The organism is Bifidobacterium sp. 7101 (assembly GCF_000499285.1).
Classification (GTDB): Bacteria; Actinomycetota; Actinomycetes; order Actinomycetales; family Bifidobacteriaceae; genus Bombiscardovia; species Bombiscardovia apis_A.
This window is the reverse complement of the sequence record NZ_AWUN01000004.1, coordinates 138,498-152,732: the sequence shown is the minus strand read 5'-3', so window position 1 is coordinate 152,732 and position 14,235 is coordinate 138,498. Positions and strand designations below refer to the sequence as shown.

General features: G+C 62.1%; 12 protein-coding genes and 1 pseudogene. 9 read left to right on the top strand and 4 right to left on the bottom strand.

Going from position 1 to position 14,235, the window contains the following annotated elements:
* Positions 1-31 precede the first annotated feature (31 nt).
* Entirely contained in the window at positions 32-886 is an 855-nt protein-coding gene (locus P272_RS0106315; RefSeq protein WP_029678697.1) for an exodeoxyribonuclease III, read from the bottom strand.
* Between the two features lie 368 nt (positions 887-1,254).
* Between P272_RS0106315 and P272_RS0106310 the strand changes: the two genes are divergently transcribed.
* Positions 1,255-1,779 (top strand): single-stranded DNA-binding protein, encoded by a 525-nt coding sequence (locus P272_RS0106310; protein WP_052323218.1) that lies wholly within the window; start codon positions 1,255-1,257, stop codon positions 1,777-1,779.
* 119 nt (positions 1,780-1,898) lie between these two features.
* On the opposite strand, the gene P272_RS0106305 is transcribed toward P272_RS0106310, so the two are convergent.
* Positions 1,899-3,992, bottom strand: a complete 2,094-nt coding sequence (locus P272_RS0106305; protein ID WP_029678695.1) for a M13 family metallopeptidase — start codon at positions 3,990-3,992, stop codon at positions 1,899-1,901.
* 175 nt (positions 3,993-4,167) lie between these two features.
* Between P272_RS0106305 and P272_RS0106300 the strand changes: the two genes are divergently transcribed.
* The 3 genes from P272_RS0106300 (at position 4,168) to P272_RS0106290 (ending at position 7,398) form a co-directional block, all read left to right on the top strand.
* A complete protein-coding gene (locus P272_RS0106300) occupies positions 4,168-4,881 on the top strand; it encodes a DUF308 domain-containing protein (RefSeq protein ID WP_029678694.1) in 714 nt (237 codons plus the stop codon).
* Positions 4,882-4,984: 103 nt separating this feature from the next.
* Positions 4,985-5,761: a type I methionyl aminopeptidase gene (gene map, locus P272_RS0106295; RefSeq protein ID WP_029678693.1), complete on the top strand. Its 777-nt coding sequence runs from the start codon at positions 4,985-4,987 to the stop codon at positions 5,759-5,761.
* A 347-nt stretch (positions 5,762-6,108) separates the two neighbouring features.
* Positions 6,109-7,398, top strand: coding sequence for a citrate synthase (locus P272_RS0106290; protein WP_081709080.1), 1,290 nt, complete (start codon positions 6,109-6,111; stop codon positions 7,396-7,398).
* 18 nt (positions 7,399-7,416) lie between these two features.
* On the opposite strand, the gene dapD is transcribed toward P272_RS0106290, so the two are convergent.
* On the bottom strand, positions 7,417-8,376 hold the full coding sequence (gene dapD, locus P272_RS0106285) for a 2,3,4,5-tetrahydropyridine-2,6-dicarboxylate N-succinyltransferase (protein WP_029678691.1): 960 nt from the start codon (positions 8,374-8,376) through the stop codon (positions 7,417-7,419).
* Positions 8,377-8,523: 147 nt separating this feature from the next.
* Here dapD and P272_RS09585 point away from each other — a divergent pair, with 147 nt between their 5' ends.
* The 3 genes and pseudogenes from P272_RS09585 to ftsE form a co-directional block, all read left to right on the top strand.
* On the top strand, positions 8,524-8,655 hold the full coding sequence (locus P272_RS09585; RefSeq protein ID WP_258326683.1) for a hypothetical protein: 132 nt from the start codon (positions 8,524-8,526) through the stop codon (positions 8,653-8,655).
* Positions 8,656-8,762: 107 nt separating this feature from the next.
* On the top strand, positions 8,763-9,896 hold the full coding sequence (prfB, locus tag P272_RS0106275) for a peptide chain release factor 2 (protein WP_029678689.1): 1,134 nt from the start codon (positions 8,763-8,765) through the stop codon (positions 9,894-9,896).
* Between the two features lie 97 nt (positions 9,897-9,993).
* Positions 9,994-11,025 (top strand): annotated as a pseudogene (gene ftsE / locus P272_RS09305) (cell division ATP-binding protein FtsE); the annotation flags it as partial.
* A 614-nt stretch (positions 11,026-11,639) separates the two neighbouring features.
* On the opposite strand, the gene P272_RS09635 reads toward ftsE, so the two are convergent.
* Positions 11,640-11,699 carry a hypothetical protein gene (locus P272_RS09635; protein WP_367379055.1) on the bottom strand — a complete coding sequence of 20 codons (60 nt, stop codon included), beginning with the start codon at positions 11,697-11,699 and terminating at the stop codon, positions 11,640-11,642.
* 75 nt (positions 11,700-11,774) lie between these two features.
* On the opposite strand from P272_RS09635, the gene ftsX reads away from it, so the two are divergent.
* Together ftsX and P272_RS0106260 are read left to right on the top strand one after the other, a co-directional pair.
* Positions 11,775-12,698, top strand: coding sequence for a permease-like cell division protein FtsX (ftsX, locus tag P272_RS0106265; protein WP_029678687.1), 924 nt, complete (start codon positions 11,775-11,777; stop codon positions 12,696-12,698).
* Between the two features lie 85 nt (positions 12,699-12,783).
* Positions 12,784-14,211 carry a CHAP domain-containing protein gene (locus P272_RS0106260; RefSeq protein WP_029678686.1) on the top strand — a complete coding sequence of 476 codons (1,428 nt, stop codon included), beginning with the start codon at positions 12,784-12,786 and terminating at the stop codon, positions 14,209-14,211.
* The last annotated feature ends 24 nt before the right edge of the window (positions 14,212-14,235 follow it).

Genomic DNA, 14,235 nt, shown 5'->3' with positions numbered 1-14,235 from the left:
CGTATCGGTTTGGGTTCAGGGATCTATCCGGTCAGATGCGCAGCAGAATGGGCAGATGGTCCTGGCGCTCGCCGGTGTCCACGGGTTCACTGGTGCTGACCTGGTCAGCGATCCGGTTGGAGGTCAGCCAGTAGTCGATGCGCCAGCCTGAGTTGTTGATCTTGCTCTTCGGGGCACGCTGGGCGAACCAGGTGTAGATGCTGCGGCGGTCATCGTAGAATCCGGCGGCATCGCCATGGATCTTTCGGAAGGTGTCGGTGAAGCCGGCGTCCAGCAGAAGGCCGAACTTCTCGCGCTCCTGGTCGGTGAAGCCGGCGGAATGGTGGTTGGATGCCGGGTTGGCGATGTCGATCTCCTCGTGGGCCACGTTGAAGTCGCCGCAGGCCAGGACCGGCTTGCGGGCATCCAGCTCCTGCAGGTAGTGACGGTAGCAATCGTCCCAGACCCCGCGCGGCTTGAGCCTGACCAGTCCCGATCCGGAATTGGGGGTGTAGACCGTGGTGACGAAGCAGTCCGGGAACTCCAGAGTGAGCATGCGGCCCTCGTCGTCCATGGTGTCCGGAGCGCCGATGCGGGGGCGGGTCACGGTAGGCTCCGGTAGGCTCTTGCGGTAGAGCATGAGCGTGCCTGCGTAGCCTGTGCGGGCCGGGGCCTCGGAGCGGCGGTCCACCTCCTGGTAATCGGGGAAGTAGCGCATGAGCGCCTTAAGGATGCCTGCGGATTTCTTCTGGTCACCGTTGAGTTTGGTCTCCTGGATGGCTACGACATCGGGGTCCAGATCCCGGATGGTCTCCACCACCTTCAGGGAGAGGGCGCTGCGGCTGCTCTTGCCCAGCAGGGCGGCGTTGAGCGAATCGATATTCCAACTGACCAGCGTGTGAACCATGACTGCGGGTCCTTCCAAACCGTGCCGATGTATCTGCTCTCACAGTTTAGCCCAGGCCGATGCTCGATGGTCCTGGACAGTGGAGGGGCATTCGGAACCCAGCCATGGGGCGGCTTGTCCACCACGGGAACCAGACCGAGCCCGTTCGACCACATTGGTCTGCGGGTCAGGTGCGGGGACGTGGGCGGAGGCAGGATGGATTCACCGTTCGTCGGAGGGTTCCTGGCCGGGGCCAGTACCTTCCCCCGCTCCGATTATCCGCGCTCCGGTCGGGGATCCTCCGTCGAATGGCCTCACCGCTGCAAGATCAGGAATCGACCGGCGGATTTACAGCGTCGGATTCATAACATCGACAGAGAGGTTCCGGTATGTCTATCAACGAAATAAAAACGACCGTCTTCGGCTTCATGGGGGCCCAGCCAACTCGTCTGGGACAGCCTGGGTCTACACCTGTTTGCTCCTTCAGGTTGGGTTCCACGCCGGCCTATTACGATGCTGCGGCTGGGGTGTGGAAACGAAAATCCACCACCTGGCTGACGGTCAAGGCCTTCAGAACTCTGGCGGTCAATGCCCTGGCCTGTCTGCACAAGGGTGATCCGGTGATGGTTTCCGGATCCTTGGTGACGGAGGAATGGACCAGCGATGGTCAGCCGCACAGCAGTCTGGTCTTGGTGGCGGATGGCATCGGTCACGACCTGGCCCGGGGACAGGACACCTTCACCAGGAACCAATCGGGTGCTGCGCCTGTTACGCCCACCGATGAGGGGGCGGTGGGCCCGGACCCTTGGACCACGCCGCTACCATCCTCACCATCCGAAACCGCCTCTGTCTGTGCATCCTCTGCGTCGTCTGCAGCCGAGCGGACATCGGTGGGGGCTTCCAATTCCGGATGAGCAGAGGTTGTTCCGGCCGAGCAAGACAAAGGCGGGAGGCCGACTGATTCCCGTCTGCCTCCCGCCTTGATCAGCACGCTACTTGAAGCCGTGAACCAACGATTTCGATCAGAACAGGTTCACCAGATCTTGACCCGTGCTTCGGGCTCCAGCCACATACCGTCGTCGGCGGTGACCCCGAAGGCCTGATAGAAGCGATCCACATTCCTGACGATGCCGTTGGTACGGAATTCAGCAGGGGAGTGGGGATCGATCTGCAGATACTGTTCGGCCAGCTGATCCCTGTTCTTGGTCCTCCAGATGGAGGCATAGGACAGGAAGAACCGTTGCAGACCGGTGTAGCCGTCCATGACCGGAGCCGAGGCCAGTGCCTGGTCCATGGCCGCATCGTCAGTCCCGGCTGTGCCGCCCTCCTTCCTCTGCAAGAAGAGTGCATAGGCCTTGATCGCGATGTTGACGCCTCCCAGGTCCCCGATGTTCTCGCCGATGGTCAGTGCCCCATTGACATGAGGTGCCTGCTCGGGCTTGTCGGCGTACTTCTCGGCAAGTTGCTTGGGGACGAACCCGTTGTACTGCTCAATGAGTGCCTTGGTCCGTTGCTCGAAGTTTTCACGGTCCTGCGGGGTCCACCAGTCCTGCAGACGTCCGTCACCGTCGTACTTGGAGCCCTGGTCGTCGAATCCGTGTCCGATCTCGTGGCCGATGACCGATCCGATGCCTCCGTAGTTGACGGCATCGTCGGCTTCCGGGTCGAAGAAGGGCGGCTGCAGGATGGCTGCGGGGAAGACGATGACGTTCAGGGTGGGCTCGTAGTAGGCGTTGACCGTCTGAGGGTTCATCAGCCACTCTTCCTTGTCCACAGGCTGACCGGCCTTGCCGAACTGGTAGCCGGACTCGTAGAGGTTGGCCCGCCGCACGTTGTCGACCAGACCCAGCTTTTCGTCCACAGCCAGGGCCGTATAGTCGCGCCAGTGTTCGGTGTAGCCGATCTTGGGCGAGAATTTGTCCAGCTTGGCAAGAGCCTTGACCTTGGTCTGTTCGCCCAGCCAGTCGCTGGAGGTGATGGAGACCCGGTAGGCGTCGATCAGGTCCCCAACCAGGGCCTCCATACGGGCCTTGCTGGAGGCGGGGAAGTGCCGACGCACATATTCGCGTCCGACATCCTCGCCGCAAATGCCGTTGACCAGGGATACGGCTCGCTTCCAGCGGTCACGCATCTTGGTCGTGCCTGAAAGAACCTTGCCATAGAAGTCGAACCTGGCCTGATCGAAGTCGCTGCTGAGCAGACCTGCCCACTCGATCAGGGTGTGTACGCGGGCCCAGAGTTTCAGATCCTCCAGATCGCTGGTCTTCCAGAGCTCGTTCAAACCCTGCAGGAAGGAGGGTTCGTGCACGATGGTCCTGGACAGGGCTGAGCTCAGATCGACCGGTTGCAGATTGGCGACGGGGCTGGCTGCATATGCCTTCTGCCAGGACTCGATCCAGGTGTGCAGATCGAAATCGGCGAGCGTCGACTCCAGGTCAGTCAGCGTAGTGGGGTTGTAGGTACGATCCTCATCTCTGGTGGACACGTTGTCCCAGTGGCGTGCCGCTATGCGCGTCTCGATCTCGAGGAAGGACCCCGCCTGCCTGTGGGCATCCTCCTGGTCGTCGGCGTAGCCGGAGAGCCTGAGCAGGGAGGCGACCATGTCGGTGTAGGCCTGACGGACCGGAGCGTAACTCTTCTCCCGGTAGTAGGCCTCGTCGGGAAGCCCAAGCCCGGCCTGTTCCATATGACCCACGTTGACGCCGGCGTTGCCCGGATCGCCATAGATGGCAATGCCGAACAGATCGGGGCCGCCAGTGGGATTGAGCCGGCCCAGCAGGCTGGTCAATGCCTTCTTATCGGGCACGGCATCAATGGCCTGCAGGTCGGGGCGGATGGGTTCCATTCCCGCAGCCTCGATGGCCTCGGTGTCCAGGAAACTGCGGTAGAGCAGGGCTGACTTGACAGCCGGGGATTCCGGGTCTTCGAGGATTTCGCGGATCTGTGCCTCGGCATCCTCGGCGAGCTTGTCGAAGGAGCCGAACCGGGAGCGGTCCTCGGGCAGACTGTAGGTGTCGATCCAGGGACCGTTGACAAAACGAAAGAGGTCGTCCTGGGGCCTGATGACCGAAGAGAAGGAGGCCGGATCAAGTCCGGAGGAGGTCTTGGATTCAGTAGATTGTGCCATGCCACAAGCCTAGCCATCTTTGGTGACATGCCATGCCCCGGGGTCGGCGGGGATCAGTGGACCGGAGAATCATCCGCCTAAGGGAAAAGCCGCGATTGCCCCCGTGGTGATTTAAACTTGGAAGGCGGTGACAGGACGGCCGCCCGGTCGCCCTGAGCGAGTGAAAGAGGACGGTATGACGGATCCCATGCAGGGCGGTCAGCCCAATCAGTACGGTGGTCAGGATTCTTCGCAGAATAACGGCCAATACCAGAATAATTATGGCCAGAATAATTATGGTCAATATGGGCAATACCCCGGCTACCAGGGGCGCCCGCCACGGATGGATCCATTCTCCATGATCGCCGAGGATCTGGGATTCAGAACCCTGCGGGCCATCCGCACCATCATGGGCGTCATGGGCGTGATTGGGGTCATCCTGGGCCTGGCCCTGCTGCTCAGGCCGGACAAGACCCTGATCGCCGTGACCGTGGTGCTGGGTATCTACTTCATCATCTCCGGCGTGGTCCGTCTGGCCACCTCCATCGTATCCAAGGGGCTTCCCGGCGGCTGGCGTGTGTTGGGTGTCCTCTTTGGCGCCCTGATCGCCGTCGGCGGCATTGTCATCGTCAGGAACACGGCCCTGTCCGCTTCTGCGCTGACCCTACTGGTCACCATCATTGTGGGCATCAGCTGGATCATGGAGGGCGTGATGAGTCTGGCAGCCTCCTGGGGGCTCCCGCATTCAGGCTGGGCCATCTTCTCGGGCATCGTATCCATCATCGCCGGGATCATCGTCATGATCTACCCGCTGAGCTCCGTCATCTTCCTGGTCATCTTCAGCGGGTGTGCACTTCTGGTGCTGGGAGTCGTCTCCATCATCAGGGCCTTCACCTTCGGCCGGAACTGAGAGCCGGACTCGTCCGACTGACCCGATAATACTGAGAGGTAGTACTTGGGCAGGATCCTGAGGGGCGGCACCCGCGGGCACCAATTATGAAAGGACGCAGAGGATGATCGAGCTCAAAACCAAGCAGGAGATCGAACAGATGAAGCCGGCGGGCAGGTTTGTCGGCAGCATCCTCAAGGAGCTCAAAGCCATGAGCAAACCCGGGGTCAACCTGCTGGAGCTGGATGACTACGTCAAGGACAGAATCAACTCCCGTAAGGGAGCCACCTCCTGCTACGTGGACTACGCACCCGATTTCGGCACAGGCCCCTTCGCCCACTACATTTGCCTGTCCGTCAACGATGCCGTCCTGCACGGGGTGCCCTATGACTACAACCTCAAGGACGGCGACCTGCTCTCCCTGGATCTGGCCATCAATGTGGACGGCTGGGTGGGCGACTCGGCCATCAGCTTCGTGGTGGGTGAGCATGCCGATCCAGAGGATCTGCGGCTGATTCGGACCACTGAAGAGGCCCTGAAGGCGGGCATCGCCCAGGCTCAGCCCGGTAACCGCCTGGGTGACATCTCCGCTGCAGTCGGTGAAGTTGCCCATGAAAACGGATACAGCGTCAACCTGGAATTCGGTGGACACGGGGTAGGGCGAATCATGCATGGCGATCCCCACGTGCCCAACGATGGCACTCCTCATCATGGCTACAAGCTGCGCCCGGGCCTGGTCATCGCCATTGAGCCTTGGTTCCTGGCGACCACAGATCAGATTTACCAGGATCCCAAGGACGGGTGGACCCTGCGTTCTGCAGACGGATCGCGGGGTGCCCACAGCGAGCACACCATCGCCATCACCGAGCAGGGACCTGTCATCCTGACGACCAGGGACTGAGTCGAAGGCCGTCCGAGGCCGAAATCAGACTATAGGGACCCAGGAATGTCCACAATGTGGATGCTCCCGGGTCCCTCTTTGATGCCGGCCCTGTTTGATACCTGCACTTTCCTCCCTGCCCTGTGCCGGCACGCTGGTGCGGGGACGAAGACGGCACTGGCTTGGACCTGCGCGTCGTTGGTGGAGCTGACGGATTCATGCTTGTGGTTACAAGCCGGTAATCGAAGTCGTGGTTGTTTCTGCTAGCATGTCGGCAATTCCACGCCGGTACAGGTGCCGGTAGCCTGATCCGGCCTGGCCGTCGACTCTCACTGGCACCTCACTGGTTGATCAACAGGAGGTGCGTGGTGTCTACAGCACGGTTGTCCATCGATTCCGAACAGGTTGATCTTCCCCTGGTTCGCGCCACCGAAGGGCCCGACGGCATTCTGGTCTCCTCCCTGCGCAACGACGGCTGGGTCACGCTGGATCCCGGCTTCCAGACCACGGCCCAGTGCGTCTCGGGAATCACCTTCATTGACGGCAAGCGGTCCATACTGCGCTACAGGGGCTATGCCATAGAGGATCTGTGCGCCCAATCCAATTTCCTCGAAGTGGCCTGGCTGCTGTCCCACGGTGAGCTGCCTGATGCCGAGCAGTACCAGCGGTTCCGCAGCCATGTCCTGGGTTACACGGTCGTAGGGGAGGACTTCCGCCATCTGCTCTCGTCCTTCCCGCGCCAGGCTCATCCCATGAGTGTGCTGGCTGCGGCGGTCAATGCCCTGGCTGGCTTCCACCCGGACACCTGCAATGTTGACGATTCCGACCAGCTGGATGAGGCCAGTGCCATCATCATGGCCAAGGTGCGCACCATCGTCTCCCTGATCCACCGTCGTCGCCGTGACCAGCCGCTGCTCTACCCGGACAGGACCTGGGGCTATGTGGAGGACTTCCTGCGGATGAGCTTCGCCATGCCCTACCAGCCCTATCAAGCCGACCCTCTCAAGGTGCAGGCCCTGGACAAGCTTCTGATCATCCATGCCGACCATGAACAGAACTGCTCCACTTCAGTGGTGCGGATTGCCGGATCGGCCCGGGCCAACCTGTATTCGGCAGTGGCCGCCGGCATCAATACCCTGTCAGGTCCCCTGCACGGCGGCGCCAACGAGGCCGTGTTGCGTCAGTTGAAGAGCATACGTGATTCCGGACTGGGCGTGCGGGGGTATGTGGACCAGGCCAAGAGCGAGGGGCGGAAAATCGCGGGTCTGGGCCACCGGGTCTATAAGTCCTATGACCCGCGCGCGGCCATTGCCAAGCAGTGGCTCTACAAGCTCATGGACGAACCCGACCAAGACAGGAATGCCGAGGATGCGGAGCTCTTCGACGTGGCTCTTGAGCTGGAGGACCTGGCACTGCACGACGACTACTTCGTCGAACGCCACCTCTATCCCAACGTTGACTTCTACACAGGGCTCATCTACCGCGCCATCGGCTTCGACCCGGAGATGTTCACCACGCTCTTCGCATTGGGACGCATCCCCGGATGGATCGCCCAGTACCGGGAGATGCTGGACGATCCCGACACGAAAATCGGTCGTCCCAGGCAGGTCTATACCGGTCAGGGACCACGCGACTACCTGCCCATGGAGCAGCGCTGAGCCCAATGGCCGCCGGGCTCAATTGGCGTGCAGCCGCTCGTTCAGCTCGATTCCCTTTTTGCGGGGTAGGGCCTTGACCTGGCCGGTGCGGGAGTCACGGATGAAGAGCAGATGATCCCGTCCGCTGAGCTCCGCCCCCTTGACCACCTGATCGCCCAGGCCGATCTTGGTGCCGGCGGTGACGTAGAGCCCGGCTTCGACAACGCAGTCGTCGCCCAGTGAGATACCGATGCCGGCGTTGGCCCCCAGCAGGGAGTGCTGACCGATGGAGACCCGATGGCGGCCTCCGCCGGACAGGGTGCCCATGATGGAGGCCCCGCCGCCGATGTCCGAACCGTCGCCGACCACGACCCCCTGTGAGATCCGGCCTTCGACCATGGAATGGCCCAGGGTTCCGGCGTTGAAGTTGACGAAGCCCTCATGCATGACCGTCGTTCCCGGTGCAAGATGGGCGCCGAGCCGAATCCGGTCGGCGTTGCCGATGCGGACTCCCTCGGGAACCACGTAATCCACCATGCGAGGGAACTTGTCCACGCTCAGCACCGTTACCTGCGTCACCGGGATGCCCGGCATGGACCGGCTGGCTGCAGCCATGACCTGTGACCGGCGCAGGGCGAAGTCCTCCACGGCGAAGGGTCCGTAGTTGGTCCAGACCACCGTGGTCAGTTGTTCGAAGATCCCGTCCAGGTTCATGCTGTTGGGCGGGGTCAGGCGCATGCTGAGCAGGTGAAGCCGCAGATAGGCGTCGGCGGCATCGGCTATCGGGCCATCCAAATCGGATACAGTGAAGACCGGTACCCTTCGGATGCCACGGGCGTCGGGCTGGTTGTGTACCTGGTCGCCGAAGTCGTGGTTGGGGCGGTTGGCCGGGGCCGGCGGTGTGGAGATCTCGGCCTTGGGGTACCAAACGTCCAGGGTCCGGCCCTGCTCGTCCTGGCTGGCAAGGCCCCAACCCCATGCGGTGCGTGCTGTGCTCATCGTTCCTCCTTCAGGCGGTGCAGTCGTGTTGACATCAAGCTGTCTTACAGGATAAACCGGTCGACGCTCAAATACAGGCGGTCCGTCCGGCAGTCGGGTCCGGATCGACACCAGCCAGGTCCCAGCCGATGGGTAAAATTACCGACTATGAGTGCCTACAGTCATGAGCGGGAGCGCCGGGAGCGTCGGCGCCGCAATACGGCCAGGGTGGTCTGCCTGGTCATCGCCGTGGCTCTGCTGGCCAGTCTTGTCATCCCGGCCATCTTCAGCGGCCTTTGACCCGGTCCGTCCGGTCGGCGGGAATCCGGCCGTCACAGGCAAAGGCACACAGGAATGAAGACGGTGGTCGGCTCGTGCGGAGCCGGTCCGGAAAGCGGTGAGACGGTATGGCAGAGATGGATTTTGCTCAAGCATTGGAGCAGGCCAAGGCCAAGTACGAGATGATTTCCAAGGCGCTGGACCCGGATGGTCTGCGCTCGCGGATTGCGGATCTGGAGCGTCAGGCCAGCGCGCCCGGACTCTGGGACGACCAGGAGAATGCTCAGAAGGTGACCAGCAGGCTCTCGGCCCTGCAATCCCAGCTCAAGCACCTGGAGTCCGCATCCTCCCGGCTGGATGATGTGCAGGCCTTGGAGGAGCTGGGCCAGGAGGAGCATGATCAGGACACCCTGGTGGAGGCCCGCAAGGAGATCGACTCTTTGAGATCCGACCTGGATGACATGGAGATTCAGACCCTGCTGGACGGGGAGTACGACGAGCGCGCTGCCGTGGTCACCATCCGCTCGGGCGCCGGCGGGGTGGACGCGGCCGACTGGGCGCAGATGCTCCTGCGCATGTACATGCGTTGGGCTGAGCGGCATGGCTTCTCCACCAAGGTCATGGACACCTCTTACGCGGAGGAGGCCGGCATCAAGTCGGCCACCTTCCAGGTGGATGCCCCCTATGCGTATGGGCGGCTGTCAGTGGAGGGCGGCACCCATCGTCTGGTGCGGATCTCGCCCTTCGACAACCAGGGCAGGCGGCAGACCTCTTTCGCCGCCGTCGAGGTCATCCCCCTGGTGGAGCCCACCGACCACATCGACATCCCCGACTCGGACATCCGAGTGGACACCTACTGCTCCTCCGGCCCAGGCGGCCAGGGTGTCAACACCACCTATTCGGCCGTGCGCATCACCCACCTGCCGACCAACATCGTGGTCACCATGCAGGATGAGCGCAGCCAGATCCAGAACCGCGCGGCTGCCATGGCTGTTCTTCAGTCCCGGCTGCTGGTTCTGCGGCACGAGGAGGAGGCCAAGAAGAAGAAGGAGCTGGCCGGCGACATCAAGGCCAGCTGGGGCGACCAGATGCGCTCCTATGTGCTGCATCCCTACCAGATGGTCAAGGACCTGCGCACCGGATACGAGACCTCAGATACCCAGGGGGTCTTCGACGGTGACATTGACGCCTTCATCGAGGCCGGCATTCGCTGGCGGCACCAGCAGCGGGTCCAGGCCCGCGAGGAGGAAGCCGACAAGTAGAGCTTCGTCCGGCTCAGGTCCGGTCGGTGTTTCATGGGTGAGTAGTGTCGGTCTTCTTGATAGCCTCTGTATGGGAATACCGAGGAACGGAGTGTAAATGGCGTTGATTTCGCTCAAGGGCGTGACCAAGATTTACCCCAAGGGGTCCCGTCCGGCCTTGGATAACATCAGCCTGGATGTCAATCGCGGGGATTTCGTTTTTCTGGTGGGCGCCAGCGGGTCGGGCAAGACCACTCTGCTGCGTCTGCTCCTGCGCGAGGAGGAGGCCACCGAGGGGGAGATCCGCGTGGCCGGCAACGACCTGCGACGTCTGCGCAACCGCGAGATCCCAGGGTATCGGCGTTCCATCGGCTTCGTATTCCAGGATTACAAGCTGCTCAACAATAAGACCGTGTGGCAGAACGTGGCCTTCACGCTGGAGGTCATCGGTGCCCGTCGGTCCACCATCAAGACCCTGGTGCCTCAGGTGCTCAAGACCGTGGGGCTGACCGGCAAGGAGCACAACTACCCCCACGAGCTCTCCGGCGGCGAGGCCCAACGTGTGGCTCTGGCCCGGGCCTATGTCAACAACCCGGAAATTCTGCTGGCGGATGAGCCTACCGGCAATCTTGATCCAACCACCTCCCTGGGCATCATGGAGGTCCTGGACGCCATCAACAGGACCGGCACCACTGTGGTCATGGCCACCCACAACGAGGAGATCGTCAACTCCATGCGCAAGCGGGTGGTGGAGTTGCATACGGGCCGGATCATGCGCGACGAGGCCCACGGATCCTATGATTCTTCGCGCTTCTTCCCCGATGCCGAGGTTGCGGCGCGCTCCCATCACGCCATCGGGGATCCCGCCGACGGCGATGCCCTGGACCGTGCACGCGAGGCAGGAGTTGGAGGGCGCCGTCCGGTGCGGGTCGTCGTGCAGGACGGGAACAGCCCGGCCACCGAGCCCATCGCGGATGGGACCAAGGGGGCCAAGCAGGTGGTCCAAGCGGTGGCGCAGGCCGTCAACCAGGGTCAGTACGGCGACGAGGGAATCGCACGGCTGGCCAAATCCATGCATTCGGGGCGAACCGGGCGTTATGGGCAGGTCTTCACCTCGGTGGAGGACACCCTGACCTGGGGCAAGGGTCTGGGCAGCCTTGAGTCCGCCCAGGAAGATTCCAGCCAGCAAGAAGACACGGCTGCAGGGTCTGACTCGGATGAGCGATTCCGCAGGCCTGTGGCCCAGACCAGCAAGGATCAATCAGGTCAGTCGAGCGACGGTTCCGGTGACAGGGACCGCGACAAGGCAGGACATGCCCATACAGAACGTACAGCTTCCAGAAAATCCCCCAATTCTGCCCGTGGTTCGGATGCTGTTCAGCCCAAGGCGACCGCTGAAGGCAGGCCTCAGGATCGGCAGAACGGAGAATCGGGCAGCAGGCAGCGGGACGGGAAACGCGGCGATGACAGCAAGGGTCTCGCGCATGACGAACGCAATCGTGATCGAGGTCAAAGAGCGCCCAAGAAGGACGACAAGGCCAATGACCGACGATCGATGAAAGGTTCTTCTGCCAGGACCTCTGATAGTGGGCAACGGTTCAAGAGGCCCGATCAGCCTTCGGAGTCCGATGGCTCCAGCCCGGCAGAGCCGACCGGCAAATCAGATCAGACTGCAGGCCGGAAGAAGCAGGACGTCCCCAAACCCTCAAAACAGTCCTCCAACAAGGCCAGGACCGATAAAAAGGTCTCAATGAGCGACGATCATCATGATGCTGAGCCCATGGGAGCCCCGCCGGCTCCTCCTGCTCCGCCCGAAGCCCCCAAGGCGGCAAGGAAGTCCCGTCGAGAGAACGAAGCACAGGTTCGGGATGAGCATGATGACAAGAAGAAGGCAGCACGATGAGACTGCGGTTCATCCTTTCCAGCACCTGGGACAACCTGCGCCGCAACGGGTCCATGATCCTTTCGGTCATGCTGGTCACCTTCATCTCCTTCCTGTTCATAGGCGCCTCGGGCCTCATGCAGGCTCAGATCAGCAAGGCCAAGGGAGACTGGTACGACCAGGTGGAGGTGGTGGTCTGGCTCTGCCCGGACGGCACCAGCCAGGCGGCCTCGTGTGCGACCGGCAAGGCGCCCACCAATGACGAGATCGTCAAGCTGGAGAACACCATCAATACCGAGCTGAGCGACTCCGTGGCCAAGATCACCTATCAGAGCCGTGAGGACTTCTTCAAGAACACCTTCCTCAAGCAGTACCCTGACGGTACCTACGAGGGAAGGACCATGACCGCGGCGGACATGCAGGGCTCCCTGCGGCTCAAGCTCAAGGACCCGACAAAGTACCAGGTGGTCTCCGAGGTGCTGTCCGGACGCGATGGGGTGGAGGAGGTCTCCGACCAGCGTCAGATATTCGACCCGGTCTTCAAAATCCTCAACAGGGCCACGGCGGTCACTCTGGTCCTGGCTGTGGTGATGGTGATTGTGGCCATTCTGCTGACCGGCACCACCATCAGGATGAGCGCTGCCGCGCGTCGGAACGAGACGGAGATCATGAGACTGGTGGGAGCCTCCAACTGGACCATCCGGCTGCCCTTCATCCTGGAGGGGGTGGTGGCCTCCCTGCTGGGCTCGCTTCTGGCTGTCGGAGCCCTGAGCGCCATCGTCAAGCTCTTCATTACCGACTGGCTGGCTCGCACGGTCCAATGGATGCCCTACGTCGACCAGTCCACGGTCCTGCTCATAGCCCCAGCCCTGATCCTGGGGGCCATGCTCTTGTCGGCGATGGCCTCCTCCATCTCCCTGCGGCGGTATTTGCGGACCTGATTTGCGGCGACGGGCCGTTCGATCGGGGGCGCAATCTCTGTCATAATGATGACTAGCATGGATAGCGATAGTGAGGGACTTGACCATGAATCGTACCAAACGGTGGGAGGCTATCTGCGGCCTCGTCGGATCGTTGGCCATGATGCTGGGCGGCGGAATCCTCGGACTGTCCGTAGCGCCTGAACCTGCCCGGGCCGACTGGAGCAGCTACCAGCAGAAAGTCCAGAACCACGCGGCCCTGAAGAGCAAGCTGGCTGGCGTCAGCGCCCAACTTGCCAACCAGATACTGAGCCTTGATGATCTGACCTCCAATCAGATTCCGGCTGCACAGCAGAGTGCCATCGATGCCCAACAGCAGGCCGAACAGGCCGATAGCCTGGTCCAGGCCACCAATGACCGTCTGGAGGCTGCCCGCAAGGATCGTGCCGACCTGGAGGCCAAGATACGTCAGACCGGCCTTGACTATGACGATGCCAAGGCTGGCGTGGCTCAGATGGCCAGAAAGAGCTTTCACGGGTCCGAGACTTCCCAGATCATGGACGTGGTGACCAAGTCTTCAAGCACCCAGGACTTCGTGGACAAGATGCAGTCCGATGCGGCTGTAACCAGGTCCGAAGCCAATACGGCCAACGATGCAGCCAATACCCTCAACTCCTCCATGAACCGGAAGCAACGTCTGGAGGCCATCGAGCAGCAGATCAGCACGCTCAAGGCCAAGGCCGATCAACAGCAGGCGGTGGCCCAGCAGGCTGTAGCGGCGGCCCAGGCCAAGCAGGACCACCTGCAGGCCCTGCGTGACCAGGGGACCGCAGCCCGCAAGCAGCTGGAGAGTCAAAAGGCTGCCCTGACCACACAGTCGGCACGTGAAGCCGCAGATATCGTGGCCACCGAATCCATGATCGACTCGCTGAACACCGGCAATCCGGGCGGCAGCGCCGACCCGCATGCCGGAGGAGCCCAGCAGATCAGCAATGGCGGCGGATCCCGTCCGGCACGGAATCCACGGCCTGCCCCGCCCAGTAACAATGGCGGCGGTGGCAATAGCGGCAGAGGCAACGGTGGCGGCGGCGCCTCCGGCATGAATTACGCAGTGCCGGGCAGTTGTCCCTCAGGTTCCGGATTCTGCTATGGCCATAGCACTGGCTACGACAGCAGGGTTGGAGGTAACGCCTACCCCGCTCGTCAATGCACGCTCTGGGCCTACATCCGTCGCTCGCAGCTGGCTCTGCCTGTGGGTTCCTATATGGGCAATGGGGCTGATTGGGCCAATACGGCACGTGGTCTGGGTTATCTGGTCAACAACACCCCCCATGTCGGTGCTGCCATGGTATTCGCCCGTGGCCAGCGGGTCACTCGTTGGAACGCCAACTGGACCTATGGCCACGTGGCTGTGGTCGAGCGGGTCAATTCGGATGGATCGGTGCTCATCTCCGAAGGGGGCACCGGCTTCGCATCCTTCCCTACCTATGAAACGGTCTATGGGGCAGGCAACTACCAATACGTTCATTACTGATGCCGCTGCGGGCCAGGTCCGTCG